Origin of the sequence: Rhizobium sp. SJZ105 (genome assembly GCF_007828365.1) — a bacterium.
GTDB lineage: Bacteria > Pseudomonadota > Alphaproteobacteria > Rhizobiales > Rhizobiaceae > Agrobacterium > Agrobacterium tumefaciens.
Genome location: NZ_VIUP01000001.1, coordinates 1,610,437 through 1,636,375 on the forward strand (window position 1 = coordinate 1,610,437; position 25,939 = coordinate 1,636,375).

The window sequence follows — 25,939 nt, forward strand, 5'->3', positions numbered from 1 at the left end:
CCCGGTTATTTGCTGCGGCGTGTAGCTACGCATATATATGTCGCAGAGTAACCCGCAGGAGAAACGACCATCGACGTTGCCAGCGACAAGCAGCGGATACGCGCTCGCAAACTGACGGACTTCGTTCGTCAGGAGGCGCTTTCGCTCGGCTTCGATCTCTGTCGTATCACCGCGCCGGACAGCATTCCGCTGGCACCGGGACGGCTGAGGCAGTTTCTGGATAAGGGCTATCATGGCACGATGGCGTGGATGGAGGAGACCGAGGCCCGTCGCGCCGCGCCGAAAACGCTGTGGGGCGACGTGCGCTCCATTGTCATGTTCGGGCTGAATTACGGGCCTGAGGAAGATCCTCGCGGCGTTCTTTCCAAAGCCGACAAGGCAGCCATTTCGGTCTATGCCCGCAACCGCGACTATCACGACGTCATAAAAGGGCGACTGAAAGAAATCGCCACCCGTTTTGCCGCGCGCGCCGGCGAGGACGTGAAGGTCTTCGTTGACACTGCGCCGGTGATGGAAAAACCACTTGCCGCAGCCGCGGGTCTCGGCTGGCAGGGCAAACATACCAATCTGGTCAGCCGCACCCATGGTTCCTGGCTGTTTCTCGGCAGCATGTTCACCACCGCCGAGCTTTGTCTTGATGAGGCCGAGAAGGACCATTGCGGCTCCTGTCGCGCCTGTCTCGATGCATGTCCGACGGCAGCCTTCCCCGCCCCCTACCAGCTGGACGCCCGCCGCTGCATCTCCTACCTCACCATTGAGCACAAAGGCGTCATCCCGCACGAGTTCCGGCCGATGATAGGCAACCGCATCTATGGCTGCGACGATTGCCTTGCCGCCTGTCCCTGGAACAAATTCGCGGCCAGCGCCTCCGAGATGAAGCTGCAGGCGCGCGAGGATTTGAAGGAACCTTCCATCGCCTTCCTGCTGACGCTGGATGACGCTGCCTTCCGCAGCTTCTTCAGCGGCTCACCAGTCAAGCGCATCGGGCGTAACCGCTTCATCCGCAACGTGCTGATAGCGGCTGGAAACTCGCGCGACCGGCAATTCGTGCAGCAATGCAAGTCTCTCGCCGAAAAAGACCCGGCACCGGAGGTGCGCGGCATGGCCGCATGGGCTTTGTCGCAGCTTATGGACAGCGAGGAATTCCGTGCATACTCTGCCGGCCGCGCCCCGGAGCCTGATCCAGAGGCGGAAATGGAATGGCAACTGGCAGAGGCGTGACCCATGCATGTGATGATTTTCGGCGCAGGATATTCGGGCAAGGCCATCGCAAACGCGCTGAAAACTGAAGCTGCAACGATATCGGGCACCACGCGCAGCACAGACAAGTTCGCAAGCCTTTGTGCAACTGGCATGACACCCTTCCTGTTCGACGGTGCCCATCTTAATGACGATCTCATCGCCACAATGGCCAATGTCACGCATCTCGTGCAGTCCATCGCGCCGGGGAAGGATGGAGATCCACTGCTTGCGCTTTTGGGCGACGACCTGAAACGGCTTCTGCCCAAGCTTGAATGGATCGCTTATCTTTCCACCGTTGGCGTCTATGGCGACCATGACGGCGCATGGGTGGATGAGGAAACCCCGTGCCGCCCGGTTTCCGCCCGGTCCGTGGAACGCGTTGCTGCCGAAACCGCCTGGGCTGCGGCTGCTGAAAAAGCGGGGGTGCCGCTTGCCATCTTGCGCCTTTCGGGAATTTACGGCCCCGGACGCAATAGTTTCATGAATTTCGAAAAGGGAACGGCGCGCAGGCTGGTAAAGAAAGACCAGGTGTTCAACCGCATCCGGGTTGAGGATATTGGTGCGGCCCACGCCTTTCTGGCGCGGAGAAATGAACGCGGCGTCTTCAACGTGACGGATGACGAACCCGCCCCGCCGCAGGATGTGGTGAGCTTCGCCGCCACGTTGATGGGCCTCGAGCCGCCGCCCGAACAGGCATTCGAGACCGCGGATCTGACGCCGATGGCACGCTCCTTCTACGGCGAGAACAAGCGTGTTTCCAACGCCAGGATACGTGGCCTCGGTTTCGATTTCAGCTTCCCGGAGTACAAAATCTCCCTGACACAATTGTGGGAAAGCGGCCTCTGGCGGGGCTAAAAATCCCCCATTTAAAAGCGATGAAAAATCCTTCCAAACCCGTTTTCGAGGATGGTTTTGGTGGTTTTTCAGTCAATTAGGCTTTTATTAACCATGCAAAAATCGCTAAAATCGTAGCCATTAGAAAAATATTTCACTCACATTTCGTGAACTGGATTCACGAAGGCGTGACTTGTAACAGCATTTCCATTGAGCATTGATTCTGCGTCATTTTTTCCACTTTTCAACAATAAGGCACCGACGACACCTTTCCGGCTAACGATCACGAATGTTACAGTCTGTAACACTTCGTGATTTGAGATCAGCTTTTTTTCGCCATTTTTCCCTCGCCCTACAATCTCGCATTCAAACGCGTTCAGGCCAGACAATGGCCGTTTAGCAAGGGCACAATCAATCGGCGCGGGGCCGATTTTCAGGGAAGCACAGTTTGTTGAATATCCGTCGTATAACTTTCACCGTCGCAACTATAGCCGCCTGTTCCATCATTGCGCCTCTTCAGGCGAATGCGGCAAATGGTTGTGGAGGGGCATCGTGGTATGCGTTGAGCTCCAAGACTGCTTCGGGCGAGCGTATGAACGCCGCCAACATGACCGCCGCTCACCGCTCGCTGCGGTTCGGCACCAAGGTCAAGGTTACCAATGCCCGTAACGGCAAGGCCGTTGTGGTGCGCATCAATGACCGCGGTCCGTTCATCAAGGGTCGCGTTCTCGATCTTTCCAAGGCCGCTGCCAAAAACATCGGCATGATCAGTTCCGGCACCGCCAAGGTATGCTACGAGGTCGTCAGCGCCGATTGAGCCTTGCCCTTGCCGCCATTCGCGTCTACCAACCGGGCTAATCAGCAAAATGAGGTAGACAATGCGTTTGGGCGGGCGTTTGGCCGGAGCAATCGAAGTATTGGCGGATATTGAGGGACGCAGGCGTCCCGTTGCCGATGCTCTGAAGGACTGGGGACTTGCCCATCGTTTCGCAGGTTCGGGTGACAGGGCCGCGATCGGCAACATCGTCTATGACGCGCTGCGCATGAAACTGTCACACGCCTGGCTGATGGATGACGACAGCGCCGCCTCGCTTGGTTATGCAGTTCTGCTGCGCCAATGGGGCAAGAGCTTTTCGGAACTTGCGGCGGAATTCGACGGCGACAAATTTGCCCCTGCCGCGCCTGATGAAGAAAAGCAGAAAGCCTTTCTCTCCCGTTCTCTCGCCGATGCACCAGCCCATATTCAGGGCGACATTCCCGAATGGGTTCAAGCATCCTTCGAGAAGGCGTTTGGAGAGGGCTGGCTTGCCGAGGCGCAGGCGCTGAACCAGCGCCCGACACTTGATCTGCGGGCCAACACGCTGAAGGCCACTCGCGACAAGGTGCTGAAGGCGCTGGAAGAGAGCGGTGCGGAAGCAACTCATATAGCCCGTCAGGGTGTCCGCATCCCCGCCGGCGAAGGCCCTTCCCGCCTGCCGAATGTGACCGCAGAACTGTCCTTCCAGAAAGGCTGGTTCGAAGTGCAGGACGAGGGATCGCAGATCGTTGCCGATCTTGCCGGCGCGCATGAAGGCGAACAGATCCTCGATTATTGCGCCGGTGGCGGCGGCAAGACGCTGGCCATGGCCGCCAGCATGAACAACAAGGGTCAGGTTCACGCCTTCGACGCCGATCGCAAGCGCCTCGCGCCAATCATCGAGCGGCTGAAACGAGCCGGCACGCGCAATGTGCAGGTTCATGACCGCGCAGCCGGACTTGTCCCGTTTCATGAAAAATTCGATCGCGTTCTGGTGGACGCCCCCTGCACTGGCACCGGAACATGGCGCCGGCGGCCTGACACCAAATGGCGGCTGACGACACGCAATCTGGAAGAACGGGTACAGCAGCAGGGCGAGGCCCTTTCGCAGGCCAAGGGTTTTGTACGCCCCGGCGGCGAGCTGCTTTATGTCACCTGCTCGGTTCTGCCCGAGGAAAACGAGCAGCAGGTCACGCGCTTCTGCGAAGAAAATCCGCAATTCTATATCGGTTCGGCACTGGATCGCTGGCAGACGACTTTTGGCGGCAATGCAAACAAACCGCATTCCTCTGACGGCAAGACAGTGACGCTGACGCCTGCAACTACAGATACGGATGGTTTCTTCTTCTGCGTAATGAAACGCAAAGCGTGAAACAGGTTTTGCACGCGCTGATTTTACTTCGAAAAATACCGAGTAGCTTGTTTCAAAGCATTCTAAACTAGAATATTTGACACAAGTTTGCGATTGGGTCAGAACTCGCTTGCCGCAGCGTGAAGTTATTTCACGCCTGCCCAAGGAGAGGGATCATGATCCGCAAAACCATTCTCAGCGCGTCTTTCGCGCTTCTGGCCGCATCCGCGACCTTCACCGCGCTTCCCGCCCGCGCTGCGACCGACGCCGCCGCTGTCGTCAAGCATTACGCCGACGTCGCGCATGCGAAATACGAGGATTCGCTGACCACGGCGAAGGCGCTGGACAAGGCAATCGACGCGCTGATCGCAACACCGAGCGAAGGAACGCTGAAAGCTGCACGTGAAGCGTGGATCAAGGCGCGCGTTCCCTACCAGCAATCGGAAGTCTATCGTTTCGGCAACCCTGTGGTCGACGCCTGGGAAGGCAAGGTAAATGCCTGGCCGCTGGATGAAGGCCTGATCGACTATGTCGACGGTTCCTACGGCACCGAGAGCGACGAGAACGAGCTTTACGTCGCAAACATCATCGCCAATCCGAAGATCAAGATCAGCGGCGAAGATGTCGATACCTCGAAGATCACCCCCGAACTGATCGAAAGCCTGCACGAGGCGGGCGATGTCGAAGCCAATGTGACGACCGGTTACCACGCCATCGAATTCCTGCTCTGGGGCCAGGACCTGAACGGCACCGGACCGGGTGCGGGCAACCGCCCCTATACCGACTACGACAAGAAGAATTGCACGAACGGCAATTGCGACCGCCGCGCCGATTACCTGAAGTCCGCCTCCACCCTGCTGATCAAGGATCTTCAGGAAATGGTGGACGCCTGGGCGCCGGAAGGCGAAGCCACCAAGACAGTAGAAGCCGACCCGAAAGCCGGCCTGACCGCCATTCTCACCGGCATGGGCTCTCTTTCCTATGGCGAGCTGGCAGGGGAGCGCATGAAGCTCGGCCTTCTGCTGCACGATCCGGAAGAGGAGCATGATTGCTTCTCCGACAATACCTATAATTCGCATCTTAACGACGCCATCGGCATCGCATCTGCCTATACCGGCGAATATACCCGTGTGGATGGAACGAAGATGACCGGCGCCTCGCTGTCGGAGCTGGTCGGCGCCAAGGACAAGGCGCTGAACGACGAGATGACGGCGAAGCTGAACAAGACGCTCGACGCCATGCATGCCATGGAAAAGCGTGCCCAGACGGTCGAGGCCTACGACCAGATGATCGGCGAAGGCAACAAGGAAGGCAACGCCGTGGTTCAGGCTGCCATCGACGGCCTTCTCGACCAGACGAAAACCGTCGAACGCGTGATTGCGGCACTCGATCTCGGCAAGATCGAACTTGAAGGTTCCGCCAGCCTCGATAATCCGAACGCCGTCTTCAAATAAGAGCCAATGCGGGCCGCAGATCGCTGCGGCCCGCCATTCCCATGCTTTCCATGAACTCATCGCTGCAGCGGATCCGCAAGCCGTTCTTCTTCGCCGGGGCAGCCTGCCTTGTGGCATCGATGGTGCTTGCCGCGCCGCTTCGTGACGATCTGACGGAAAAAGACCAAAGCCGCGTTCAGGCTGTCACCGCGCCGACGATGGATTTTACCATGCCGGAGCCCTTCGAGGCCATGTCCGGCGGGGCAACGACCAGCACCCATAAAGCCGATAGCGGCGCGTTTTCGCATCCATCCGCAACAATGCCGTTTGAGAGAAAACAGGATTTCAAGCTCGGCAATGCGCTATTCCAGAAGCTCTGGGTGTCTTCCCCCTCCTCCACGCAAGCCTCAGACGGGTTGGGGCCGCTCTATAACGCCCGATCCTGCCAGGCCTGCCATGTGAAGGACGGCAGAGGCCGACCGCCACTTGCCGGCGAAGATGCCGTCTCCCTGTTTCTGCGGCTGGCCCGGCCTGCCCGCAACGAGGCGGAACGGGCAGCGATTGCGCGCCACGAGGTGTTGAATTTTCCCGACGAGACCTATGGCCGGCAGCTTCAGAACGTTGCCATTCCCGGCCTCGCCGCAGAGGGCAAACCTGTCGTCACCTATATCGAGAAACCCGTGCGGCTGGCCGACGGCGAGGTGGTGATGCTGCGCAAGCCAGACTATGCCGTGGCAGGCCTGCACTATGGCCCCCTGGGCGTCGATACGACTTTGTCGGCGCGGATTGCCATGCCAACCCTTGGGCTTGGGCTGATCGAGGCCATTGCCGATGCCGATATTCTGGCCGGCGCCGATCCGGATAACAAAAATGGCGACGGCATTTCCGGGCGCCCTGCTTTTGTACGGGATCACCGGACCGGCGAAGTGAAGCTCGGCCGATTTGGCTGGAAAGCCCAGAACGCCAGCGTCCGCGACCAGAGCGCCAGCGCCTTCTCCCACGATATCGGCATTTCCACGCCGGATGCACAAAACGCCTATGGTGATTGCACCGACGTTCAAAAAGACTGTCTTGCCATGCCGACCGGCGTGCAGCCACGGCTTGGGCCAGTGGAGGCGCCGGACCCCATTCTCGATCTCGTGACCTTTTACACCGAGAACCTTGCAGTGCCGCAGCGCCGCGATGTGGGTGATCCCACCGTGTTGCGGGGAAAGCAGCTTTTTTACGCATCCGGCTGCACATCCTGCCATACACCGAAATTCGTCACCCGCCGTGACACTGCCGACCCCATGCAGTCTTTCCAGCTGATCTGGCCCTACTCGGATTTTCTGCTGCACGACATGGGAGAGGAGCTTGCCGACGGCCAGCAGGTGGGCGAAGCAAGCGGGCAGGAATGGCGAACCCAGCCGCTCTGGGGTATCGGTCTGACGCGAAGCGTGAATGGCAACGGCTTTTACCTGCATGACGGGCGGGCGCGCAGCCTGACAGAAGCGATACTATGGCACGGCGGCGAAGCGCAAAAAGCGCGCGATGCCTTTGCCGCCTTGCAAAAATCCGACCGGCAGGCTTTGCTGGCTTTTCTGGAGTCCCTTTGATGAAAAATGCCATGCGAAAAATACCCGGTCTCATCTCCGTGCTGCTGCTTTTGGGCATGCGGCCCGCAATGGCGCAGGATGTGGAGCTGATGCCGCCGCCACCGCTCGACGCCGTACAGGTCCGGGGCGTGATGGAAAAAGCGGTGAACGGTTTCATCCGTCCCGGCTATGACCACTTCCGGCAATCGGCAGAGAAGCTGGAAGGCAGCATGAAGGCGTTCTGCGCCGCCCCTTCCAAGACGACGGATGAGGCAGCCAAAGCGGCCTTTGCCGATACGGTCTCCAGTTGGTCAACCATCGAGATCGTTCGGGTCGGTCCGGTGATCGAGCACAACCGCTTCGAACGTGTGCTCTATTACCCAGACAAGAAGGGTCTTGGCCTGAAACAGGTACAGCGTTACCTTGCGGAAAAGGACGAAAGCGTCACCAGCGCCGAGAGCCTGAAGGGCAAGAGTGTCGCAGCGCAGGGCCTCGGCGCGCTGGAATTCGTGCTCTACGGCACCGATGCGGGTGATCTGTTCGACAAGAAGGGCGATTTCCGTTGCCGTTATGGCGCGGCGATTGCCGGCAACGTTGCCAATGTGGCGGCGGAGCTTTCCGACAGCTGGAACGCACCTGATGGAGCGCAGAAAAACTGGACGCAGCCCGACGCGGATAATCCCGTCTTTCGCGATGAGCGTGAGGCGCTGGTTGCCCTGCTTGGCATTCTCGTGCACGGCGCCGAAGCAATCCGCGACCAGCGCATAGAGACGTTCTACAAAGGGCCGGACAAGGCGAAGTTTCCCCGCACGGCGATCTACTGGCGGTCCGGCCTGACGTGGAAAAGCATTGCCGCAAACATCAAGGCCGTTCAAACCCTCCTGCACACGGCCGATATGGTCGAACTCGTGCCATCCGACCAGCGCTCCATCGTCAACTCCATCGATTTCATCGCCAAATCGATGATCCGCATTGCCGGAACGATTGATACCAACGTGGAAAAGGCCCTTAATGACGACCAGCAACGCGCCAAGGTGGATTACCTGCTGCTGAACGGCAAAGACCTGATCTACCGCCTCAACGACCAGTATGGCGGCGCAATCGGTCTCAGCTCCGGCTTTTCCTTCGCCGACGGAGACTGAGGCGGTGACATCAGGCAAAAAGCCGACGCTCATAGACCGGCGCAGCTTCATCAAGGCGGCGGGCATTCCGTTCCTTGCGACGCTCGCTCCCGGCTCGCTGCATGCGCTTGAACGCGCCGACGCTGTCTTCGCTTCCGCTTTTCGCGCCCATGACGGTTCCTACGGCATTGCGACTGTGAGCGAACGCGGCGAGATCATCGACCGTGTTGCGCTCCCAGCCCGCGCCCATGGAATGGCAACGAGCCATGCGACCGGCATGACAGTGGCCTTTGCGCGCCGGCCCGGCACCTTCTTCATGGCCTTTGACCCCGCGCGACGCCGCGAACCTGTCGTGATGCACACGCCGGAAAACCGCCACTTCTACGGCCACGGACAATTTTCTCCCGACGGTGCGATCCTCTACGCCAGCGAAAACGACTTCGATGGCAATCGCGGTGTTATCGGGCTTTACGATGCCCGCAATGGATTTGCCCGCATCGGTGAATACGACGCCCACGGCATTGGCACCCATGACATGACCGTGAGCGACGATGGCAGGCTGATCGTGATCGCCAATGGCGGCATTGAGACCCACCCGGATTTCGGCCGAACCAAACTCAATGTCGACAGCATGCAGCCGTCGCTCGTGCTTCTGGACGCCGCCAGCGGCCAGTTGATCCAGAAACATACGATGCCAGACCAATTGCGACAGCTTTCCACCCGCCATGTCGATCTCGGCGATGACGGGCGTGTCTGGTTCGCCTGCCAATATGAGGGACCACGCAACGATCTTCCGCCGCTTGTTGGCCATTTCTCGAAGGGCGAGGACCTTGCCTTCGTCGATCTACCAGAGCAAACGACGGTGCGCCTTGCCAATTATGTCGGTGCCATCGCGGTCAACCGGCGCGATGGCCTGGTGGGCCTGACCTCACCCAATGGCAACGCGGCCGTGACGCTGGATGCGAAAACCGGGCGTGTTGTATCCGAGACGACCGTGCGGGAGGCTGCGGGCGTTGCCCCCGCCATAAAGGGCATTGCGGTTTCTTCCTATGACGGATTTTTCGAGGCTATTCGCAGCGACGTGGCGTGGGACCAGCATATCGTGCGTATTTCAAGCTAAAATACTGAAAATGCACCGGAACAAAAAAGACCAAAAAGCATTTGAGGCGTCATGAAAAACCTGTCCGTGTATATCATTTTCGTGGTTGTGGTTGTTGCGCTGGGTGCGCTCATCGGCATCAACAACGTGCCGGGCGAATGGTACCAGTCGCTTCAGAAGCCGCCCTTCAACCCGCCCAACTGGATATTCGGCCCCGTTTGGACGACGCTCTACGTGATGATCGGCATTGCAGGCGCGCGAACATGGATCGTGAGACCGGCGGGCACGCGCATGCGTCTGTGGTTCACGCAGCTGGTGCTGAATTTCCTGTGGTCGCCCATCTTTTTCGGCATGCAAAGCCCGACAGGCGCGCTCGTCATCATCGTGCCTATGCTGATCTGCATTCTGGCTTTCATTGCGCTCACCTATAGTCGCGACCGCATCTCCATGTGGCTTTTCGTGCCCTACGCCCTTTGGGTCGCCTTTGCCACGCTGCTGAATGCCAGCATCGCCGTGCTGAACTAATTGCTCCTGCGGCACTTGCCTTGCCCGCCGCCACACGCCATGTCAGTTTGCGGTGAGGACAAAAGCAGGCAGGTAAGCCAATGGAGATCACGGATCCCGGCGATTTTCGTCAGCGGATAGAAAGAAGCTTTGCGCGGCAGGGTGTGGTGCAGGCAATCGGTGCGCAGATAAGCCGCATCGAACACCGTCTGGTGGAAATCGAGCTGCCGTTTCATGAAAAGCTGACACAACAGCACGGCATATTGCATGCCGGTGTCATTGCCGCCGGCCTGGATACCGCCTGCACCTATGCCGCCTATACGATCATAGAGCCGGAAGCCTCGCTGCTGACAATCGAGTTCAAGGTCAACCTCATGTCGCCCGGGCGCGGCGAGCGGTTCCTGTTTCGTGGCGAAATCATCAAGCCGGGCAACAACCTGATCGTTGCCGATGGCCGCGCTTACGCCCTTTCCGACGGGCCGGCGAAGCTCATCGCCTCCATGACAGGCACGATGATGGTGGTGAAGGGCCGCGAGGATATTACCGGATGAGCTACCGGCTTTTGCATGTTGCAGACAAATCCATTCTTTTCGTCATGGCGGCTTCCGCCGAATACGGCCCCCACCTGCAGGCGCGCATCGCGCCCTTGATGACCGGCGTCGGCCCGGTCGAGGCAGCGATTTCGGTCACGGCAATTCTTGCCGGTCTCGATGCGGCGGACCATCTGCCTGACCTTGTCGTTTCGCTCGGCTCCGCCGGCTCGCGGACGCTCGACCAGACTGGCATCTATCAGGCGATTTCTGTTGCCTATCGCGACATGGACGCCTCAGCCTTCGGTTTTGAAAAGGGTCGCACGCCTTTTCTCGATCTGCCGGCCGAGGTGGCCTTGCCCCTGCGCATACCCGACATTGCCGAGGCGCGGCTTTCCACGGGCGCCAACGTTGTCTCTGGTGCCGCCTATGGGTCGATCAATGCCGATATGGTGGAAATGGAAACCTATGCCGTGCTCCGGGCCTGCCAGCGCTTCGGCGTGCCGCTCATCGGCCTGCGCGGTATTTCCGATGGCAGGGAAGATGTGAACCATGTGGACGACTGGACGGAATACCTGCATATCATCGATGAAAAGCTCGCAGACGCCGTCGACAGGCTTTGCCGCGCTATCGAAGATGGTGCGATCACCGTTTGAACCTCGCGATTTTAGTAAATTTCCGCTGTTAGACGCCCGCTTCCGGGTTGCCTAAAGCCGCCATTTTCTTTAAAGGCTCGCCATGACCCAGATAGCCCATCCCGACAGCATTCTCATCATCGATTTCGGCAGCCAGGTGACGCAGCTGATTGCGCGCCGCATCCGCGAAGCCGGGGTCTATTGCGAAATCCACCCGTTTCAGAATGCCGCAGAGGCGTTTGAGAAGCTCCAGCCCAAGGGCGTGATCTTCTCCGGCGGTCCCGCATCTGTCACGGCGGAAGGCAGCCCGCGTGCGCCGCAGGCGGTGTTCGACAGCAAGGTTCCGATCCTCGGCATCTGCTACGGCCAGCAGACGCTCTGCACCCAGCTTGGCGGCGTTGTCGAGGGCGGTCACGCGGCGGAATTCGGGCGCGCCGATATCGACATCAAAAAGGCAAGCCCTCTGTTCGACGGTTTCTGGGAACAGGGCAAGAGCTATCCCGTCTGGATGAGCCACGGCGACCGCGTGACGAAACTGCCGGAGGGTTTCGAGGTTATCGCAACCTCCGAGAACGCACCCTTCGCCATAGCTGCCGACGAGACACGCCACTATTACACCACCATGTTCCACCCGGAAGTGGTGCATACGCCAGATGGCGGCAAGCTGCTCTCCAACTTCGTGCACAAGATCGTCGGTCTCAAATCCGATTGGACGATGGCAGCCTATCGCGCCGAGATGATCCGCAAGATCCGCGATCAGGTCGGCACCGGGCGCGTGCTCTGCGCACTCTCCGGCGGCGTCGATTCCTCGGTTGCGGCGATCCTCATCCATGAGGCGATCGGTGACCAGCTGACCTGCGTTTACGTTGATCATGGCCTGATGCGGCTTGGCGAAAGCGAGCAGGTCGTCGGCATGTTCCGCGACCATTACAATATTCCGCTGGTACATGTGGATGCCGCAGACATGTTCCTGGGCCAGCTTTCTGGCGTCTCCGACCCGGAAGTGAAGCGCAAGACTATCGGCCGTTTGTTCATCGAGGTCTTCGAGGCGGAAGCTGCCAAGATCGCAGCAGACGGCAAGGGTGCTCCGAATTTCCTCGCGCAGGGCACGCTTTACCCAGACGTCATCGAGAGCGTTTCCTTCTCCGGCGGTCCTTCCGTCACCATCAAGAGCCACCACAATGTCGGTGGCCTTCCCGAGCGCATGAACATGCAGCTGGTGGAGCCGCTGCGCGAGCTCTTCAAGGACGAGGTGCGTGCGCTTGGCCGTGAACTCGGCCTGCCGGAAAGCTTCATCGGCCGCCATCCCTTCCCCGGCCCGGGTCTGGCGATCCGTTGCCCCGGTGCGGTCACCCGCGAGAAGCTCGATATTCTGCGCAAGGCAGATGCGATCTATCTCGACGAAATCCGCAAGGCGGGTCTTTACGACACCATCTGGCAGGCCTTCGCAGTGCTCCTGCCGGTGCAGACCGTGGGCGTCATGGGCGACTACCGCACCTATGACTTCGTCTGTGCGCTCCGCGCCGTGACCTCCGTGGATGGCATGACGGCGGATTTCTACCCCTACGACATGAATTTCCTCGGCCGCGCCGCGACCCGCATCATCAACGAAGTCCGCGGCATCAACCGTGTCGTCTATGACGTGACGAGCAAGCCGCCCGGCACGATCGAGTGGGAATAAAACGAAGGCGGAGCAATTCCGCCTTTTGTTCCTCTTTTGTTCTTTATTTTATCACCGCGCAATGATAGGTTTCCGGCCTTGGTATAAGGCTGTGGAGCATCGTCATGGAGTGCGAGTTGGCGGACGAAAGAGCCTTAAGGCAGCTTTGTTTTGATGGGCTGGAGCCGCAGAAAATACGGCGCATCAATCCGCGCTTTCGAAACAAGCTCCTGCTACTGCTGAAGCCACCACGGCAATTGGCGGAAAGAATTTTTATCGATGCGTCGCATCATGCCAAGGGTCGGACAACCCGCGAGGCATATCCCGCCGAGCTTCTGCACATAACCCTGCTGTGTTTGGGATGTTTCGAGACAATCCCTCACGGACTGACAAGCAGGCTGAAGGCGGCAATGGGTGCGGTAAACGCGCGGCCTGTTCCGGTCACCCTGGACGCAAGCGCGCTTTTCGGCAATCGCAATAGTCTGGTGCTGCGAAACGGTGGTGATCTGCCGGAGATCAACGCTCTGGTGAAGCTGCTGCAACGCGCGCTCCGAAAGGCAAACCTTCCCTATATCGCGGCACCATCTTACACGCCGCATATCACGATGATTTATGGCTGCGGGAAGATAGAGCCGATGCCGGCCGGAAAACCCTATAGCTGGCTTGCGGGTAATTTCGAGCTTGTTTTCAGCCATAATGGCGAAACGCGACATGAGTCCCTTGGACGCTTCGCACTCTCCGCAAAAGCAGATCGTTATGAGCCGCTCGAAAGCCAGCTGCATTTACCGGATAAACTGATCGGTCCGAGAAAACGGCCGAACCGAAAGCAGGCGGAACGCTAAGGCCCGCCAACATATACACACGAGCGAGGCGATGTCGCCTCGCTGCAAACGATAATCAGCTTAGAGCTGAACCTTGTCGAAAGCCTTGCCGTCGATGCCAAGCGCTTCGAGGTCGGCGCGGGCCGGCTTGCGATGCGCGCGAACAGCGGCCGAAACCGAAAGTGCGGCACCAAGAACGGCGAAAGTTTCGCCAAAGAAGTTACGCGATGTCTTTGCAACCTGACGCATTTTTCTCTCCATCTTTGATGCCCAGATAATGGGCATTTTTGGCCCCTGCTACAACTCATGATGTAGCAGGGAAGCCATGCAGCTTTGCTCGCGCTCGTTTGGATGTCAGACACTGCATTTTTGCATGGCTAGAATTCCGTGCTTCAGGCTGCGGGTTGAATACGGCGCATTATTTGTTATGCCGGAAGTTCAAGACAAAGAGGCAGGCAACATGACGGTCACCATTTACGGCATCAAGAACTGCGACACGATGAAAAAGGCCAGAAGCTGGCTGGAAGCCAACGGTGTCGACTATTCTTTCCATGACTACAAGACGGCCGGCATCGACCAGGCCCATCTCGAAACATGGTGCGATGCCGCGGGCTGGGAAACGGTTCTGAACCGGGCCGGCACTACCTTCAAAAAACTGGACGATAGCCAGAAAGCCGATCTTACCCGCGAAAAGGCCATTGGCCTGATGCTGGAGCAGCCCTCCATGATCAAGCGACCGGTGCTGGAGGCAAAGGAGACGATAACCGTCGGCTTCAAGCCGGAAACCTATCAGTCCCTCTTTGCGTGAGCGCAGGCCACCATGTCCAAGACAACCCGCGCTACGCAGATGCTGACCAAGGCCGGTGTGAACTTCACCACAGTTACCTATGACTACGACCCGAATGCCGACCGGATCGGCCTGCAGGCGGCCGAAGCTATCGGCGAACCGCCACATCTGGTTCTGAAAACACTGATGGCTGAGCTGGATGGCAAGCCGGTCTGCGTCGTCGTCCCGTCCGACCGGGAAGTGAGCATGAAGAAGCTTGCCGCCGCCTTCGGGGGAAAATCTGCCAGCATGATGAAGCCCGCCGATGCGGAGCGGGCAACGGGTTATCATGTGGGCGGCATCAGCCCTTTTGGACAGAAGAAACAGGTTCCGACCGCCATAGAGGCTGGGGCCATGACCTATTCCTATGTCTACATGAATGGTGGCCAGCGCGGTTTGCAGGTAAGGCTTTCCCCCGGCGACGCGCAGGCGGCGCTGAAAGCCATTGTCGCACCTTTGGTGGCCGATTGACGTCTCGACACAGCTTTGAAAGCATTTGGCTTTCGAAGCGAATGGGCTATGGTCGGCGCCTCCGATTGAAATATACGAAGGCAGATCATGACTGTTTCCCCCATCGATCCCGTCAAACTCGAGAAACTGGCTGAAGTCGCCGTCAAGGTCGGCCTGCAATTGCAGAAGGATCAGGATCTGGTGATCACCGCTCCGCTGGCGGCGTTGCCGCTGGTGCGGTTTTTGACCAAACACGCCTATCTTGCCGGCGGCGGGCTGGTCACCACCTTCTACTCCGACGAAGAAACCACGCTTTCCCGCTACCGCCACGCCAGCGACGCCAATTTCGACCGGGCTTCCGGCTGGCTCTATGACGGCATGGCCAAGGCCTATGCCAATGGCGCGGCGCGGCTTGCGATTGCCGGTGACAACCCCATGCTGCTGGCCGAACAGGATCCCGCCAAGGTGGCGCGCGCCAACAAGGCCAATTCCACTGCCTATAAGCCGGCGCTTGAGAAGATTTCCAACTTCGATATCAACTGGAACATCATCTCCTATCCAAACCCGTCCTGGGCAAAACAGGTCTTTCCCGGTGTGACGGAAGACGAAGCGGTTCGCAAGCTCGCGGACGCCATCTTCGCCGCTTCGCGTGTAGATCTCGCCGATCCGGTCGCGGCATGGGCGGAGCATAACGCCAATCTCGCCAAGCGTTCGGCATGGCTGAACGGTGAACGTTTCTCGTCGCTGCATTTCACCGGTCCCGGCACGGACGTGAAAATCGGCCTGGCGGACGGCCACGAATGGCATGGGGGCGCCTCCACCGCCAAGAACGGTGTCACCTGCAACCCGAACATTCCGACGGAAGAAGTGTTCACCACACCGCATGCGCTGCGGGTGGATGGTTACGTGTCCAGCACCAAGCCGCTTTCACATCAGGGAACGCTGATAGACGATATCCAGGTGAAGTTCGAAGGCGGCCGCATCGTGGAAGCCAAGGCTTCGAAGGGCGAAGCCGTGCTGAACAAGGTGCTCGATACCGACGAGGGTGCGCGGCGTCTGGGTGAAGTGGCACTGGTGCCGCATTCCTCGCCGATTTCGGCAAGTGGCATCCTGTTCTACAACACGCTGTTCGACGAAAACGCCTCCTGCCACATCGCGCTCGGCCAATGCTATTCGAAATGCTTCGTTGATGGTGCTTCGTTGTCGCAGGATCAGATCAAGGCGCAAGGCGGCAATTCCAGCCTGATCCACATCGACTGGATGATCGGTTCCGATAAGGTGGATATCGATGGCGTGAAGCCGGATGGCTCCACAGTTCCAGTGATGCGCAAGGGCGAATGGGCCTGAGCTATTTCGGCAGCTGGCTCCGCTGACTGAGCCAGATGCTGAAAAGCACTGCAACGAAGCCGACGATTTGCGCTGGCGTGAGGCTTTGGCCGAGCGCCAGCCAGCCGAGCAGGGTCGCAACGACGGGGCTTAGGAAACCGAGCGAGGCTGCAGCCGAGGGTTCGATGCGGGCGAGACCCCGGAACCACAGAAAATAGGTCAAGGCAGCACCAATAATGCCGAGATAGGCCATACCGAGAATATTGGCCGCGGTAGGTGCAGGCAGGGCCGGTTCCAGGAAATATGCGACCGGCAGAAGCAGAATGCCTCCAGCCGTCAATTGCCAGGCCGTAAAGGTGAGGTTCGACACCGGCGGTCGCCATTTGCGGGTGAGCACGGTTCCAAAGGCCATGGATACGGCGCCTGCAAGACCCGCAGCCACGCCGACGGCATCCAGCGCAGCAGCACCCGGCGCCAAAACCAGAAGTGCGACGCCGACAATCCCCAGAAGACCAGCGACAATGGCCAGCGGCCGGACCGGCGCGGCGAGAAACAGCCGCGAAAGGCCGATAACGATCAGGGGTTGGATCGCACCCACAGTCGCGGCTACACCACCCGGCAGCCGGTAAGCCGAAACGAAAAGCATCGCCCAGAAAAACGAGAAATTCAGCGCACCTAGAATAAGGCTGCGAGACCACCAGATGCCCTCCGGTAGTTTTCTGACCAGAAGCAACAGCAATATGCCGGCCGGCAAGGCGCGCAGCATCGCAACATGGAATGGATATCCATGCGGCAGGAATTCGGTGGTGACGAAGTAGGTCGTCCCCCAGATGGCGGGGGCAAGTGCCGTCACCAGCACATCGGCGGCATATGTGGTATTTTTCTTCATTTCAAGAATCTCTACATCAAGATAAATACAACTTAGCCAATTTTATCTTGACGTCAAGATATCAGTTGTTATGCCTTGGTGATGAACAAAGAACCGATTGATCACGTCGATCACATTCTGGCGCAATGGCGCAAGGAGAGGCCCGATCTCGATGTCGAGCCAATGGGGCTGCTTGGGCGCTTGAAACGGCTAACCACGCATCTCGGTCGCGAGGTGGAGGCGGTGCTGCTGAAACACGGCCTCTCCTCTTCCGCTTTTGATGTGCTGGCGACATTACGGCGCGCGGGCGCGCCCTACCGGCTTTCCCCCGGTGATCTGCTGGCCATGACAATGGTAAGCTCCGGCACAATGACCAACCGGATCGACCAACTGGAAAAAGCGGGTCTGGTGGAGCGCGTCCACAACCCGCAGGATCGGCGCAGCGTATTGATATCATTGACGGAGCGGGGATTTGCCATTGTCGAGGACGCGGTCAGCGCCCATGTCGAGAACCAGCAACGGCTGGTCGCACAGCTCAGCGAAGAAGAGCGCACGGCGCTGAACAAGCTTGTGAAGCGATTTCTACAGGGGTTTGAAGCTTAGGTTCCCTAAAAAGCGGACAGGAACCAGCAATCGCGCAGGAGACGGCGCTTGTTTCAGCGCTAAGAATCCTATAAGCAATTTTCCGTTAACCTGTCCTACAGGTTGGAGGAACGATTGTATAAGCCCATTTCGCAGGAAACCGATCTCGTCAGCAGCGCGATTGGCGCAATCACGCGCCACATTCGCGAAAACGAACTTGCCCCCGGAGCGAAGCTGCCCAGCGAGCTTTCGCTTTCGCAGCAGCTCGGTGTCTCGCGCACCGTGGTTCGCGAGGCTTTCCGGTCCTTGTCGGCCATGCGGCTGATCGATGTCAGCGTCGGCAAGCGCGCCACGGTGGCGACGCTGGATCATGGCGCGATGTCGCTGATGTTCGAACATGGCATTCACACCGAGCAGATCAACATCCAGCAGATTTACGACGTGCGCCGCACCATCGAAGTCAGAACCGTGACATTGGCGGCGCTGCGGCGAACGGATGTGGAGGCGCTCACCATTCTCGACCACGCCAACAATATGGAGCGGGACTTTGGTAATAGTGACAGGGTCATGGAACACGACCTTGCCTTTCACCTTGCCGTTGCCAGAGCCTCCAAGAACCCGGTTTTCGAACTCATTCTCGGCGCCTTTCAGAATGTGACGCGCCAGACATGGCCGATCGGCTGGAAGAGCCGCAAATCCGACGCGCAGCGTCATGCCGCGACTGAACTTCATATCGCCATCGGACAGGCCATTGCCGCGGGCGACCCGCAAACGGCCTCAACACTTATGGCGCGGCATTTCGATGAAAGCGTGCATGCGCTTCTGGCCGCCGGCATCGCCTGATTTTTCAAACGCAGTTCCAGACCGAAAACTGCCTGCCTCTGGAGGAGACACTTCATGAAAATTACGAAACTCGAAACCGTCCGCGTGGCGGAACGGGCAAACCTGCTCTGGGTTCTGGTCCACACGGATGAGGGCATTACCGGACTTGGTGAAACCTTCTACGGCGCCGAGACGGTTGAAACCTATGTGCACGAATATATCGCACCCCGCGTGATCGGCCGCGATCCGCTGCAGATCGACCTTCTGGCACAGGATCTCGTCGGTTATCTCGGCTTCCGTTCATCGGGTGCGGAAGTACGCGGCAATTCGGCCTTCGATATCGCGCTTTGGGATATTTTTGGCAAGGCTACCAACCAGCCCATTGCGCAATTGCTTGGCGGCTTCAGCCGCAGGGAAATCCGCACCTACAATACCTGCGCGGGCACGGAATATATCAAGAAGGCGACCGGCCAGCAGACGGCCAACTACGGCCTGTCCGGCGGCAAGGATTATGACGATCTGAACGGCTTCCTGCACCGGGCCGACGAGCTTGCCCATTCGCTGCTGGAAGACGGCATCACGGCCATGAAGATCTGGCCTTTCGATGCGGCGGCGGAAAAGACGCGCGGCCAATATATCTCGATGCCTGACCTGAAAAGCGCGCTCGAGCCGTTCGAGAAAATTCGTAAGGCAGTCGGCGACAAGATGGATATCATGGTGGAGTTTCACTCCATGTGGCAGCTTCTGCCCGCCATGCAGATCGCCAAGGCGCTCACCCCTTACCAGACCTTCTGGCACGAAGATCCGATCAAGATGGACAGCCTTTCCAGCCTGACGCGTTATGCTGCCGTTTCACCCGCGCCGATTTCCGCATCGGAGACGCTCGGCTCACGATGGGCTTTCCGAGATCTCCTGGAAACTGGCGCCGCCGGTGTGGTGATGCTTGACATCAGCTGGTGTGGTGGACTTTCCGAAGCGCGCAAGATCGCTTCCATGGCCGAAGCCTGGCATCTGCCCGTTGCGCCGCATGATTGCACCGGCCCGGTGGTACTCTGCGCCTCCACGCATCTGTCGCTCAACGCACCGAATGCGCTGGTGCAGGAAAGCGTGCGCGCCTTCTACAAGACGTGGTACCGCGATCTCGTTACCGCATTGCCAGAAGTCAAAAACGGCATGATCACCGTGCCGCCGGGTGCCGGCCTTGGCATGGAGCTGCATCCCGATATTGAAAAGACCTTCACCGTCAGCCGTCGTTTTTCAGATGCGGCGTCTATCTAATCAGAACAGACTGCCCTGATTTCCCGGGTCGGAAGAGGCCGGTTTCACCGGCTTCTTTTTGGGAGCGGCAGGCGTCTGAACGTCAGATGATGGAGTAGCCTCGCCTGTCGTCAGGGCGGCCACGCGACCGTCGGCAAACTCCATCGACACCACAGCGCCGGACGCGATGGCAGCAGCCCGGGTCAGGGGCCGGTTCTCCTCGTCGCGGATGACAGCATAACCGCGGTTCAACACATTCTTGTAGGACAGCGACTGCAGGATGCGGTCATGGGCAGCAAGGCCCGAGCGGTTCTGCGCCATGCGGTGAAGCACGGCGGTATCGGCACGTCGCGTTGCGGTGACGACCCGTTCCTTCTGCCTCTCCAACTGGCCGAGCAAGCGGGCTGGCAGCGAACGCAGCGCGGAATCGGTCGAGGAAATTCTCGACTGTGCCTGCAACAGGCGGCGCTCCACAAGCGCCTCGGCCCTCTGCATGCGTTCCGTAACACGCTGGCGATGCTGCCGCAGACCATTCAGCAGGATTTCCGGCCTCAGACCCGAAGCAGAGCGTTCGAACGCGCGGCGCTTGTTCAGCGTCGTCATTTCAAGCCCGCGACCCAAACCGCTTGCGGCCTCGTCGAAACGACGGCGCGGCAGAGCCAGAAGCTGGTCAAGCGATGGCAGCGCACGCACCAGAGCACGCACGCCCTGTCGGCGATTGTCCATTTGGCGTGATACCGAGCCGGAAAGGCGCGCCGCAAGGCCGGAGAGCTGCGCCTCCAGTTCCGCACGCACCGGCACGGCCATTTCGGCGGCACCCGTCGGTGTCGGTGCGCGCACGTCGGCGGCGTAGTCGATCAGGGTCGTATCCGTCTCATGCCCCACAGCGGAAATCAGCGGGATTTCGCTCTCGGCAGCGGCGCGCACGACGATTTCGTCGTTGAAGCTCCAGAGATCTTCCAGACTGCCGCCTCCACGGGCGACGATCAGCACGTCGGGGCGTGCAATCTCACCGCCGGGCTGAAGCGCATTGAAACCGCGAATGGCGTTCGCCACTTCCTCACCCGAGCCTTCCCCCTGCACCTTGACCGGCCAGACGACGACATGGACCGGAAAACGATCCGAAATCCGGTGGAGAATATCGCGAATGACTGCGCCCGTGGGCGATGTGACAACACCGATGACACGCGGCATGAACGGCAGGCGGCGTTTGCGTTCCGCATCGAACAGCCCCTCCGCCGCCAGACGCCGGCGGCGGTCCTCCAGCAAAGCCATCAGCGCGCCCGCGCCGGCCGGCTCCAGGCTTTCTATGACGATCTGATATTTCGAGGAGCCGGGAAAGGTGGTGACCTTGCCGGTGGCGATGACCTCCATGCCCTCTTCCGGGCGGAACTTCAGCCGCGAGAAAGTACCCTTCCAGATAACCGCATCGATGCGGGCGCGATCGTCCTTCAGGGAGAAATAGGCGTGACCCGAAGAATGCGGACCCCGGTAGCCGGAAATCTCGCCGCGCACCCTCACCTGATCGAAAGCCGTCTCCACCGTTCGCTTGATGGAACCCGACAGTTCGGAAACCGAGAACTCGGCAAGATTGCTCAATGCGGCATTGGAGAAAATATCGCTCATGCCCGTTTGTAACCAAAACCCGTCGATTCGGAAATGCCGGTACTGGCCGGGTCTATTTTAACGGCGGTGAAACCATATCCTCAACTAACGAGTTAGGAAAATGGGTGAGGGAGGAGAAAACAAGGGTTCGTTAGGGAAGAGGACGCTACGTCTTATCCCAGACCCGGCAACCAAAGAGGAGGCGGCATTCATGATTTTTCTTACCGCCACATTGCTCGGCGTAACCGCAGTTGCGTTGCGTTCGGTATTCAGCATCATTTTCATCTGCCTGATGGTTATCGGCGCCTATGGTGTCGCGATGGCGATTTCTGCAACCGCCGTGCCGCTGATGTCGCTGCTCCTAGCGCTTGCCGGTTATAATTTCGGCGTTGTGAGTGTGGTCATCGGCCTTCTCGTGCTGCAACGTCCGCGCTCCACCCAGCCGACGCTTTAAAGCACACGGCCTTGCGGCTTCGCCACTTCGCCCTGACCGAGGTTTACGGACTGGCTGTAGACCTTTCCATCTCTTTTCTGCTGATTTTTTATATCGGCATCGACCCGCTTCCCGCCCGTCTTCCGGGCGCTTTGGCAGGGCTTGCGACGAGTTGGAGGCTAAACCATTCGAATGGCGATGGCCGCAATGAGCTGAACGGCTTTCTGTTGAACGCCGTCACGCTTATCTCCCGCATGGTTGGCGTCGGGCTGTTCGCCCTGCTGCAATGGCGCAATCCACTCGTGCAGCCGCTGGTCCCGCTCGCCTTTTCCGCACTCGCGGCACTGGTGCTGGCGCTTTACGGCTATAGGCGGCTTCAAAAGCAGCGTGCGGATCAGGATTAAACCGTCTCCCAACCGTCCTTTTCCGCCGCACGGTAGATGGCATCGATGAAAAGCTGGTTCTTCCTCGAGCTTTCCAGGGTGACGACCTCGCCCTCACCTTTCACCGCGCGGGCAAAGGCCTCCGCCTCCAGCTTGTACTGGCGACTATCCTGAAACCGGAAGACTTGCGACTGGTTATGACCCTGGTTGGTCAACTCGATTTCCTCCGCACCCCAGCGATTTGCATTGAAGGGAGATTTGATCTCGATGTACCCGTCCGTGCCATGGAAAACCATCAGCTGGCGGGCGGCAAGCTGCGTCGCCAGATAAAAGCTCAGTTCGAAGCCGCCGAAATCGGCCCTGACGCTGGAATAGATATCGGTGCCGAATTCCTTATCACGCTCGACGCTCGCCTGTACGCGCTTCGGCTCGGCACCCGTGGCAAAACGGGTGACGATGGTCGGGTAGACGCCGATATCCGGCAAGGCCCCGCCGCCCAGTTCGGGAATATTGCGCATATTGCCGGGATCGCGGTTGAAGTAGCTGAAAGCGCCCTGCACATGCTTCAGCGTTCCGATTGCACCTGATGCCAGCAATTCCTTCACCTTGGCCCAAACAGGAGAATAGGTGACCATGAAAGCCTCCGACACGACAACGCCATTGTCATCCCGCGCCGCGATGATGGCGTCGATCTCTTCAGCCTTGAGTGCGATCGGCTTTTCACACAGCACGTGTTTGCCGGCATTGGCAGCTTTTATGGTCCATTCCACATGTTGCGAGGTGGGAAGCGGAATATAGACGGCATCGATGACATCGGACGCAAGCATTTCCTCATAGGAGCCGAAGGCATGCGGGACGGAAAAACGATCTGCAACCGCACGCGCCTTGGCATGATCGCGGCTGGCGATGGCGCTGACCACACAGTTCCGCGCATCCTGAATCGCCGGAATGACGTGATCCTGAGCGATTTTTGCCATTGAAATTATTCCGAAGCGCAGCATCTCATTCTCCCACTCTGTAATTCCGGGAACTTACCATTGTCGCGACGCCTGGCAAGTCGCACGAAACGTAACTGCAAACGCTATGGCCGGATTCGTCCTTCCTTTGTCGGTTTCCATGCTTTTATCCAGCCTTTCAAAGGTGAATTATGCTATGCATGAACCCAATGGAGAACCATGAAATGTCCTCTTCTCACACAGCACTCCTTGTCATCGACGTTCAGGAATCCTTCCGGCACACCCCCTATTTCGAGGAAAGCGAACTTCCCGCCTATCTGGAAAAACAGCAGGCACTGATCGACGGCGCCAAGGCGTCGGGCATTCCAGTCGTGCAAATCTTTCATGTCGATGGCGACCGGGCCTTTGCAGAGGAGAGCGGCTATATTCGCGCGCTGGAAGGTGTGCGCATTACCCCTGACGTCACCTTTCGCAAGAACCGCCACTCTGCTTTCGCCGGCACCGGCCTCGATATCTGGCTGACGCAAAAGGGTATCAACCGGCTGATCGTATCCGGCATCCGCACCGAACAGTGCTGCGAAACGACCACACGGCATGCATCGGACCTCGGTTACACAGTCGATTACGTCACCGAGGCGACGCTTACCTTTCCAATGACGCACGCCTCGGGCACCGTGTTCAGCCCTGATGATATTCGCACCCGAACCGAGCTGGTGCTGGCCGGTCGCTTTGCGCGCATCGCAACCGTCGGCGACGTTCTCGAAACGGTACGAAAGGCCGCCTGATGGACAATGGCGGCACGCGGACCATTCCCTTTTATACGCTTGTGCCGCCACACGCGCTGTTGCTCGATATTGCCGGCCCGCTGGAGGTGATCCGTTATGCCAACGCGGAACAGCGGGACGTCCATTTCGACTGCCGTTACATCGCGGAACATGACCAGCAGCAATCCTCCATCGGCCTTGGGCTTTGCGGGCTGAAGGCCTTGCCCGAGAGCCTGCCGGACAATGCTTTCCTGCTGATTTCCGGCAGCATCTCCCGATTCGACAACGCGCCGGAGATGCGACGGGAGCGGCAGGCGCTGGTGGCATGGTTGCGCCGCGCAGTGCGCGCGGACACCACAGTCATTTCCATTTGCTCCGGCGCACTGCTGGCGGGCGAAGCAGGACTTTTCGACGGGCGGAGCTGTACGACACATGCGGATTGCGTCGAAGCGCTGCGCCGCACCGCACCGCTGTCGCAGGTGGCCGAAAACCGTCTTTTCGTGGAGGATGGCAACCGCTTCTCCAGCGCCGGTATTTCCACCGGCACCGACCTCATGCTGCATGTCGTTTCCCGACTGACATCGCCTGCGGTCGCGGCGCGCATTGCCAAAAACATGGTCGTTTATCTCAGGCGCAGCGGCAATGATCCGCAAATCTCCCCCTGGCTCACCGGCCGCAACCACATTCACCCCGCCATTCACCGGGTGCAGGACCGGGTGATGACTGAACCGGCTCAGGACTGGTCGCTGGAACGGCTGGCCGATATTGCCGCACTCAGCGAGAGGCACCTGTCCCGCCTGTTTCGCGAGCATACCGGCATCAGCGTCATCGACTACGTCAACCTGATGCGGGTCAATCTCGCCCGCGACATCCTTGCAAACAGCCGTCTGGATATGGAGACCATTGCGGAGCGGGCGGGCTTTGCCTCCGCCCGGCATTTGCGGCGCGTGTGGCAACAGCACAATCACCTCCCGCCCAGCCACTATCGCGGCTTTCAGGCCTGATCTCACCCGCTTTTGCCCGTTGCCTGATGAATGCCATCAAAGGAATTGAATGGTTATGCCGGCAAGCAGTTGATAACCTTGCCGCCAAAGACAGCAACAGGAGCATTCCCCGTGGAAAAACGAAGCCTTGGCCGCACCGGCCTCTCCATCGCCCCGATCGTCTTCGGCGGCAACGTGTTCGGCTGGACAGCGGACGAGAAGACTTCCTTTGCCCTGCTCGATTCATTTTTCGACGCCGGGTTCAACGCCATCGACACGGCAGACGTCTATTCCGCCTGGGTGGACGGGCATGAGGGCGGCGAGTCGGAAGCAATCATCGGAAAATGGCTGAAACAGTCGAGCGTCAAGCGTGAGGACGCGGTGATCGTTACCAAGGTCGGTTTCGACAATCGCGGTCAGAAGACAGGCCTCAGCGCCAAATGGATCGCAGAGGCTGTCGACGCCTCGCTGAAGCGGCTGCAAACCGACTATATCGATCTCTACCTCGCCCATAAGCCGGACGCGGATGTGCCGCTGGAGGAAACGCTTGCAGCCTTTGCAAAGCTGAAGGAACAGGGAAAGATACGCGCCATCGGCTGCTCCAACTATTCGGTGAGCCAGCTTCAGGAGGCGCTGGACACGGCCGCGAAGAACGATCTGCCCCGTTACGATGTGCTACAGCCGGAATATAATCTCTACAACCGTGCGGATTTCGAAGGCCCGCTTGCCGATCTTTGCGTCGCCCAGGAAATTGGCGTCATCAATTATTATAGCCTCGCGGCCGGGTTCCTCACCGGGAAATATCGCGCCAAGGCGGATACCGAAGGCGTCGCCCGCAGCTACCGGGTGGGTGAATATGTCAACGCCCGTGGCCTTGCCGTTCTGGGCGCCATGGATGCGGTTGCCGTGGAAACCGGAGCCAAGCTTTCCGATATCGCGCTGGCGTGGCTATTGCGGAAGAAGGCCGTGACGGCACCGATTGCCAGCGCCACCAGCCTGTCGCAACTCGAAAGCTTCAAACGCGCCGTCAATCTCAAGCTGACGGATGAGATGATGACGCTGCTCGACAAGGCGGGCGCGTGAC

28 protein-coding genes are annotated in these 25,939 nt (G+C 59.1%); 24 read left to right on the forward strand and 4 right to left on the reverse strand.

All coding sequences use genetic code 11. From position 1 onward, the window contains the following. Positions 1 to 69: 69 nt before the first annotated feature. The 13 genes from queG (at position 70) to FB593_RS08205 (ending at position 13,621) form a co-directional block, all read left to right on the forward strand. Complete coding sequence (gene queG, locus FB593_RS08145) at positions 70 to 1,221, forward strand: tRNA epoxyqueuosine(34) reductase QueG (protein ID WP_112290947.1); 1,152 nt, start codon at positions 70 to 72, stop codon at positions 1,219 to 1,221. A 3-nt stretch (positions 1,222 to 1,224) separates the two neighbouring features. Then, positions 1,225 to 2,097, forward strand: coding sequence for an SDR family oxidoreductase (locus FB593_RS08150; protein WP_145166448.1), 873 nt, complete (start codon positions 1,225 to 1,227; stop codon positions 2,095 to 2,097). Positions 2,098 to 2,524: 427 nt separating this feature from the next. Beyond that, positions 2,525 to 2,893: a septal ring lytic transglycosylase RlpA family protein gene (locus FB593_RS08155; RefSeq protein WP_013635343.1), complete on the forward strand. Its 369-nt coding sequence runs from the start codon at positions 2,525 to 2,527 to the stop codon at positions 2,891 to 2,893. Between the two features lie 61 nt (positions 2,894 to 2,954). After that, positions 2,955 to 4,244: an RsmB/NOP family class I SAM-dependent RNA methyltransferase gene (locus FB593_RS08160; protein WP_112290956.1), complete on the forward strand. Its 1,290-nt coding sequence runs from the start codon at positions 2,955 to 2,957 to the stop codon at positions 4,242 to 4,244. Between the two features lie 155 nt (positions 4,245 to 4,399). Then, the gene (locus FB593_RS08165; protein ID WP_003514680.1) at positions 4,400 to 5,677 is read left to right on the forward strand and encodes an imelysin family protein; all 1,278 of its coding nucleotides are present in this window, start codon (positions 4,400 to 4,402) and stop codon (positions 5,675 to 5,677) included. A 41-nt stretch (positions 5,678 to 5,718) separates the two neighbouring features. Beyond that, entirely contained in the window at positions 5,719 to 7,251 is a 1,533-nt protein-coding gene (locus tag FB593_RS08170; protein WP_145166449.1) for a di-heme oxidoredictase family protein, read from the forward strand. Further along, on the forward strand, positions 7,251 to 8,372 hold the full coding sequence (locus tag FB593_RS08175; protein WP_145166450.1) for an imelysin family protein: 1,122 nt from the start codon (positions 7,251 to 7,253) through the stop codon (positions 8,370 to 8,372). The genes FB593_RS08170 and FB593_RS08175 overlap by 1 nt, the downstream gene beginning before the upstream one ends. Before the next feature lie 4 nt (positions 8,373 to 8,376). Then, positions 8,377 to 9,471, forward strand: coding sequence for a DUF1513 domain-containing protein (locus FB593_RS08180; RefSeq protein WP_141193499.1), 1,095 nt, complete (start codon positions 8,377 to 8,379; stop codon positions 9,469 to 9,471). Between the two features lie 51 nt (positions 9,472 to 9,522). Next, the gene (locus FB593_RS08185; RefSeq protein ID WP_003514671.1) at positions 9,523 to 9,975 is read left to right on the forward strand and encodes a TspO/MBR family protein; all 453 of its coding nucleotides are present in this window, start codon (positions 9,523 to 9,525) and stop codon (positions 9,973 to 9,975) included. A gap of 80 nt (positions 9,976 to 10,055) precedes the next feature. Further along, positions 10,056 to 10,505 carry a PaaI family thioesterase gene (locus FB593_RS08190; RefSeq protein ID WP_003514669.1) on the forward strand — a complete coding sequence of 150 codons (450 nt, stop codon included), beginning with the start codon at positions 10,056 to 10,058 and terminating at the stop codon, positions 10,503 to 10,505. Next, positions 10,502 to 11,140, forward strand: coding sequence for a 5'-methylthioadenosine/S-adenosylhomocysteine nucleosidase (locus tag FB593_RS08195; protein WP_145166451.1), 639 nt, complete (start codon positions 10,502 to 10,504; stop codon positions 11,138 to 11,140). Before FB593_RS08190 ends, FB593_RS08195 begins: the two co-directional genes overlap by 4 nt. 82 nt (positions 11,141 to 11,222) lie before the next feature. Beyond that, the gene (guaA, locus tag FB593_RS08200; RefSeq protein WP_003514664.1) at positions 11,223 to 12,800 is read left to right on the forward strand and encodes a glutamine-hydrolyzing GMP synthase; all 1,578 of its coding nucleotides are present in this window, start codon (positions 11,223 to 11,225) and stop codon (positions 12,798 to 12,800) included. 104 nt (positions 12,801 to 12,904) lie between these two features. Next, on the forward strand, positions 12,905 to 13,621 hold the full coding sequence (locus tag FB593_RS08205; RefSeq protein WP_111795055.1) for a 2'-5' RNA ligase family protein: 717 nt from the start codon (positions 12,905 to 12,907) through the stop codon (positions 13,619 to 13,621). 60 nt (positions 13,622 to 13,681) lie between these two features. Here FB593_RS08205 and FB593_RS27485 read toward each other — a convergent pair whose 3' ends face one another. Then, a complete protein-coding gene (locus FB593_RS27485) occupies positions 13,682 to 13,849 on the reverse strand; it encodes a hypothetical protein (RefSeq protein ID WP_003503889.1) in 168 nt (55 codons plus the stop codon). A gap of 211 nt (positions 13,850 to 14,060) precedes the next feature. Between FB593_RS27485 and FB593_RS08215 the strand changes: the two genes are divergently transcribed. The 3 genes from FB593_RS08215 (at position 14,061) to FB593_RS08225 (ending at position 16,223) form a co-directional block, all read left to right on the forward strand. Continuing rightward, positions 14,061 to 14,408 carry an ArsC family reductase gene (locus FB593_RS08215; RefSeq protein WP_025592205.1) on the forward strand — a complete coding sequence of 116 codons (348 nt, stop codon included), beginning with the start codon at positions 14,061 to 14,063 and terminating at the stop codon, positions 14,406 to 14,408. 12 nt (positions 14,409 to 14,420) lie between these two features. Beyond that, the gene (ybaK, locus tag FB593_RS08220) at positions 14,421 to 14,897 is read left to right on the forward strand and encodes a Cys-tRNA(Pro) deacylase (protein ID WP_111795057.1); all 477 of its coding nucleotides are present in this window, start codon (positions 14,421 to 14,423) and stop codon (positions 14,895 to 14,897) included. Positions 14,898 to 14,984: 87 nt separating this feature from the next. Continuing rightward, positions 14,985 to 16,223: an aminopeptidase gene (locus tag FB593_RS08225; protein ID WP_003514657.1), complete on the forward strand. Its 1,239-nt coding sequence runs from the start codon at positions 14,985 to 14,987 to the stop codon at positions 16,221 to 16,223. 1 nt (position 16,224) lies between these two features. On the opposite strand, the gene FB593_RS08230 is transcribed toward FB593_RS08225, so the two are convergent. Beyond that, the gene (locus FB593_RS08230) at positions 16,225 to 17,091 is read right to left on the reverse strand and encodes an EamA family transporter (RefSeq protein WP_145166452.1); all 867 of its coding nucleotides are present in this window, start codon (positions 17,089 to 17,091) and stop codon (positions 16,225 to 16,227) included. Positions 17,092 to 17,172: 81 nt separating this feature from the next. Between FB593_RS08230 and FB593_RS08235 the strand changes: the two genes are divergently transcribed. From FB593_RS08235 to FB593_RS08245, 3 genes are all read left to right on the forward strand, one after another. Continuing rightward, positions 17,173 to 17,673 carry a MarR family winged helix-turn-helix transcriptional regulator gene (locus tag FB593_RS08235; protein ID WP_038489563.1) on the forward strand — a complete coding sequence of 167 codons (501 nt, stop codon included), beginning with the start codon at positions 17,173 to 17,175 and terminating at the stop codon, positions 17,671 to 17,673. Positions 17,674 to 17,787: 114 nt separating this feature from the next. Continuing rightward, positions 17,788 to 18,495 carry a FadR/GntR family transcriptional regulator gene (locus FB593_RS08240; RefSeq protein ID WP_141193496.1) on the forward strand — a complete coding sequence of 236 codons (708 nt, stop codon included), beginning with the start codon at positions 17,788 to 17,790 and terminating at the stop codon, positions 18,493 to 18,495. A gap of 54 nt (positions 18,496 to 18,549) precedes the next feature. After that, positions 18,550 to 19,752 (forward strand): mandelate racemase/muconate lactonizing enzyme family protein, encoded by a 1,203-nt coding sequence (locus FB593_RS08245; RefSeq protein WP_003514648.1) that lies wholly within the window; start codon positions 18,550 to 18,552, stop codon positions 19,750 to 19,752. Here FB593_RS08245 and xseA read toward each other — a convergent pair whose 3' ends face one another. Further along, positions 19,753 to 21,357: an exodeoxyribonuclease VII large subunit gene (xseA, locus tag FB593_RS08250; RefSeq protein ID WP_013635328.1), complete on the reverse strand. Its 1,605-nt coding sequence runs from the start codon at positions 21,355 to 21,357 to the stop codon at positions 19,753 to 19,755. A 190-nt stretch (positions 21,358 to 21,547) separates the two neighbouring features. On the opposite strand from xseA, the gene FB593_RS08255 reads away from it, so the two are divergent. Then, on the forward strand, positions 21,548 to 21,790 hold the full coding sequence (locus FB593_RS08255; protein ID WP_003514644.1) for a hypothetical protein: 243 nt from the start codon (positions 21,548 to 21,550) through the stop codon (positions 21,788 to 21,790). Positions 21,791 to 21,801: 11 nt separating this feature from the next. After that, positions 21,802 to 22,173 carry a hypothetical protein gene (locus tag FB593_RS08260; protein WP_145166453.1) on the forward strand — a complete coding sequence of 124 codons (372 nt, stop codon included), beginning with the start codon at positions 21,802 to 21,804 and terminating at the stop codon, positions 22,171 to 22,173. Here the strand turns inward: FB593_RS08260 and FB593_RS08265 are convergent. Then, positions 22,170 to 23,153 carry a Gfo/Idh/MocA family protein gene (locus FB593_RS08265; protein WP_145166454.1) on the reverse strand — a complete coding sequence of 328 codons (984 nt, stop codon included), beginning with the start codon at positions 23,151 to 23,153 and terminating at the stop codon, positions 22,170 to 22,172. The genes FB593_RS08260 and FB593_RS08265 overlap by 4 nt on opposite strands. A gap of 179 nt (positions 23,154 to 23,332) precedes the next feature. Between FB593_RS08265 and FB593_RS08270 the strand changes: the two genes are divergently transcribed. The 3 genes from FB593_RS08270 (at position 23,333) to FB593_RS08280 (ending at position 25,938) form a co-directional block, all read left to right on the forward strand. Beyond that, on the forward strand, positions 23,333 to 23,893 hold the full coding sequence (locus tag FB593_RS08270) for an isochorismatase family protein (RefSeq protein ID WP_025592191.1): 561 nt from the start codon (positions 23,333 to 23,335) through the stop codon (positions 23,891 to 23,893). Further along, a complete protein-coding gene (locus FB593_RS08275) occupies positions 23,893 to 24,876 on the forward strand; it encodes a GlxA family transcriptional regulator (protein WP_145166455.1) in 984 nt (327 codons plus the stop codon). The genes FB593_RS08270 and FB593_RS08275 overlap by 1 nt, the downstream gene beginning before the upstream one ends. Positions 24,877 to 24,987: 111 nt before the next feature. Further along, complete coding sequence (locus FB593_RS08280; protein WP_145166456.1) at positions 24,988 to 25,938, forward strand: aldo/keto reductase; 951 nt, start codon at positions 24,988 to 24,990, stop codon at positions 25,936 to 25,938. Position 25,939 lies beyond the last annotated feature (1 nt).